Annotated in this window: 5 protein-coding genes; 2 read left to right on the forward strand and 3 right to left on the reverse strand. The window is 66.7% G+C overall.

Annotated elements, in window-relative coordinates; all coding sequences use genetic code 11:
• Together Q1W68_RS03405 and xdhC are read right to left on the reverse strand one after the other, a co-directional pair.
• Window positions 1-658: urate hydroxylase PuuD (locus Q1W68_RS03405; protein WP_300715598.1), on the reverse strand; the 658-nt coding region annotated here is incomplete at its 3' end.
• A 6-nt stretch (window positions 659-664) separates the two neighbouring features.
• Window positions 665-1,516, reverse strand: a complete 852-nt coding sequence (gene xdhC / locus Q1W68_RS03410; RefSeq protein WP_300648751.1) for a xanthine dehydrogenase accessory protein XdhC — start codon at window positions 1,514-1,516, stop codon at window positions 665-667.
• 413 nt (window positions 1,517-1,929) lie between these two features.
• Here xdhC and Q1W68_RS03415 point away from each other — a divergent pair, with 413 nt between their 5' ends.
• A complete protein-coding gene (locus Q1W68_RS03415) occupies window positions 1,930-2,256 on the forward strand; it encodes a hypothetical protein (protein WP_366146691.1) in 327 nt (108 codons plus the stop codon).
• 199 nt (window positions 2,257-2,455) lie between these two features.
• Here Q1W68_RS03415 and uraH read toward each other — a convergent pair whose 3' ends face one another.
• Window positions 2,456-2,809: a hydroxyisourate hydrolase gene (uraH, locus tag Q1W68_RS03420; RefSeq protein ID WP_300648753.1), complete on the reverse strand. Its 354-nt coding sequence runs from the start codon at window positions 2,807-2,809 to the stop codon at window positions 2,456-2,458.
• 73 nt (window positions 2,810-2,882) lie between these two features.
• On the opposite strand from uraH, the gene Q1W68_RS03425 reads away from it, so the two are divergent.
• Window positions 2,883-3,289 (forward strand): GntR family transcriptional regulator (locus tag Q1W68_RS03425; RefSeq protein ID WP_300715599.1); only part of this gene is annotated, 407 nt, incomplete at its 3' end.

Below are 3,289 nucleotides of genomic sequence, written 5' to 3' on the forward strand. Positions count from 1 at the left end.
GGATCGGGTCCACCGGGCGGCCGGCCTTGAGGTCGGCCACCACGGTGCGCTGGCCGGGAATGATCCAGAAGAACACGTTGGCGCTCATGGCGGTGGCGATCATCGCGCCCATCAGCAGAAAGGCCGCGCGCCCGGCGAACAAATGGGTGGCCAGCCAGGCCGCCACACACACCAGCACCAGCACCAGCGCGCCCACCTTGGCGTCGCCGTGTTTGCTCTGGCCCAGCGTGCGGCAGATCGCGTCGTACAGGAGCCAGAACACCACCAGGAACGCCAGCGCACCGGCCACGGCGGCTCCGGGGCTCCAGACGAACACCTTGGGGTCGATCAGGTAGACGCTGGGACTCCAGAGGTACGAGATGAGGAACAGCGCAAAGCCCGAGAGCCAGGTGGAATAACTCTCCCAGTAAAACCAGTGCAGGTTCTCCGGCAGCTTGGGCGGTGACACCGCGAACTTCACCGGGTGATAAAAACCGCCGCCGTGCACGGCCCAGAGCTCACCGCTGACACCGTCCTTCTTGAGCTGCTCGTCTTCGGGCGGGGTCAGGCTGCTGTCCAGGAACACGAAATAGAAGGACGAGCCGATCCAGGCAATCGCAACGATCACGTGCAGCCAGCGCAACAGCAGGTTGGCCCAGTCGAGCAGGTAAGTTTCCATGGGACCTCAGGACAGGTTGGCAACGCCACCGGCGGCGCTGACGGCCATCAACAACTGCGCCACCACCGACGCGGCGATCACGGCCGGCACCTTGCTCTGAATGCCGGGCAAACCGATCGGGCAGGTCACGCGGGCGAGTTCGGCGGCGGTGAAGCCCCGTTCGGTCAGGCGGTGGCCAAAGGTGGCCCACTTGGTGCGGCTGCCGATCAGGCCGATGAAGGCCAGATCGTCGCGCTCGCGCTGGCGCTGCAGGCAGGCCGCGACCACGTCCAGGTCTTCGGCGTGCGAAAAACTCATGACCAGCACGCAGGCACCGGCCGGCACATCGCGCACAGCGGTCTGCACCGGGTCGGAGTGCTCGGTGCTCACCTGCGCTGGCAGGTCGGGTGGAAACAGGCCGTCGCGGCTGTCGATCCAATGCACAGCGAACGGCAGCGGCGCCAGGGCCTGCACGATCGCCCGACCGACGTGGCCGCCACCAAACAAGGCCAGCGGCGTGAGCGCAGGGTTCAACCGGTCGCGCAGTTGCGCAGCGTGCGAAGCGTCCACCGGCTCGAAGCACAGCACCACCGAGCCCCCACAACACTGACCCAGGCTCGGACCCAGCGCAACCACCTCCCGCCAGACCGGCGGTGCGGTGTCGGCCCACCGAGCCAGGGCTTCGCGGGCCTGTTGTGCCGCCTTCCACTCCAGATGTCCGCCGCCGATCGTGCCCGATTCGCCGCGTGTCGCGTCGTCGAAGACCGCCATCCACGCGCCGGCTTCACGGGGCGCAGAGCCCCGTGTTTGCTCTACGGTGACGAGCACGGCGCGCGAACGGGTCAGATGCAGCAAAAAGGTTTCAAGCTCGCCGGGCATGTGTGGCGCCGATGTCGAAGAATGTGTGTGGAGACGTAAGGGAAGGCTGGCGGGGTCAGTATCGACCTTACTGTGCGAAACGCCACAGTCGATTCACAATACACGCCATCCACCCGGCCGTATGCGCTCACGGGGCGCACCCGGGTCCGAACACTTCCAACAGACTTGCCCACATGAGCGACATTGCATCTGCCCCGCAGTCAGCCTCCCAACCCGGCATCCCGGCATCCGCCAACCGAGCAGCCCGCAGCCCCTGGGCGTGGGTGGGCGCGCTCAGCGCCGTCCTGCTGGCCTCTTGCGCGTCGCCGCCCCCACCGCCTCCAGCAGCCCCACCGCCGCCTGTCGCGGTCGCGGTGCCTCCGCCCATCTCTCAGTTGCCACCACCCGAGTTCGTCTCCCACGCGGCGTCGCCCATGGACTACCGCAAAGACGGTGCTCGGCACATCTACGAGCGCAACAGCCACCGGATCTACAAAGGCCAGCTGCCGCCGCTGATGCACGCGGTCGGGGTGTTGCAGGTCGAGGTGGACAACCGGGGCCAGGTCCGCAACGTGAGCTGGATGCGCGCACCCAGCCATGTGCCGGACGTGATGCGTGAGATCGAGCGCACCGTTCGCGCCGCGGCACCCTTTCCGGCCCCGGTGCGCATGGGTGGCGTGACGTACACCGATGTCTGGCTGTGGGACAAGAGCGGCAACTTCCAGCTCGACACGCTCACCGAAGGGCAAAGGAGTAAGTAACACCCCCGCGCCGCCTGCGGCGTCACCCCCTCAAGGGGGCAACGCGTGCGGCCTGGCAAAGCCAGTTCCGCCGCGTTCTGGGTCAACAGCTCTTCCGGCGCGACGTGCCTTCACCAAGGATGCGGTGGAACCGGCTTTGCCGGGCCACTTGCATCGCCCCCCTTGGGGGGTGACGCGAAGCGGCGCGGGGGGTGCAGCGTCAGCTGCCCCGATACGTGGAGTAACTCCACGGGCTCACCAGCAGCGGCACGTGGTAATGCTGGTCCGCGTGGGCCACGCCGAAATCCAGCGACACGCGGTCGAGAAAATTCGGCTCGGGCAACACCACGCCCCGGGCGGCGAAATAGCCCTTCACATCGAACACCAGGCGGTAGGTGCCCACCTTCAGGCTCGCGTTGTCGTACAGCGGCCCGTCGGGGTTGCGGCCGTCGGCGTTGAGCGTGAAGCGTTTGATCAGCGTGGCGTGCTCGCCCTGCGTGGTGTGCAGCTCCACCTGCATGCCGGCGGCGGGGCTGCCGTGCATGGTGTCCAGAACGTGTGTACTCAAGCCCATGGTGGTCGCTCCAGTGGTGAACAGTGCACGGAAAGTGTATACACTTTTTGGCGTTTCTGGCTATGATGAACCCATGGAAATCTCCAGCACCCTGCAGATCGTCGAATCGCTCACGCGGGCCATCGTCGAACACCGCCTGCGCCCCGGTACCAAGCTGGCCGAGCAGAAGCTGGCCGACCATTTCGGCGTCTCGCGCACGCTGGTGCGCCAGGCCCTGTTTCAGCTGTCGCAGAACCGGCTGATCCGCCTGGAGCCCGCGCGCGGGGCCTTTGTGGCCGCGCCCTCGGTGGAAGAAGCGCAGCAGGTGTTTGCGGTGCGCCGCATGCTGGAAGCAGAAATGACGCGCGCCTTTGTGCACACCGTCACCCCCGCCAGACTCAAGGCGCTGCGCGAACACGTGGCGCAGGAAAAGCAGGCCGTGAACACCGACGACGTGACCGGTCGCACCGAGCTGCTGGGCGACTTTCATGTGCGCATGGC

This window comes from Hydrogenophaga sp., assembly GCF_030158645.1.
Lineage (GTDB): Bacteria > Pseudomonadota > Gammaproteobacteria > Burkholderiales > Burkholderiaceae_C > Hydrogenophaga.

Excerpts from the sequence above, each read along its gene's own strand:
- xdhC (WP_300648751.1), bottom strand. The coding sequence starts at position 1,516 with ATGCCCGGCGAGCTTGAAACCTTTTTGCTGCATCTGACCCGTTCGCGC.
- uraH (WP_300648753.1), bottom strand. The coding sequence starts at position 2,809 with ATGGGCTTGAGTACACACGTTCTGGACACCATGCACGGCAGCCCCGCC.
- Q1W68_RS03415 (WP_366146691.1), top strand. The coding sequence starts at position 1,930 with ATGGACTACCGCAAAGACGGTGCTCGGCACATCTACGAGCGCAACAGC.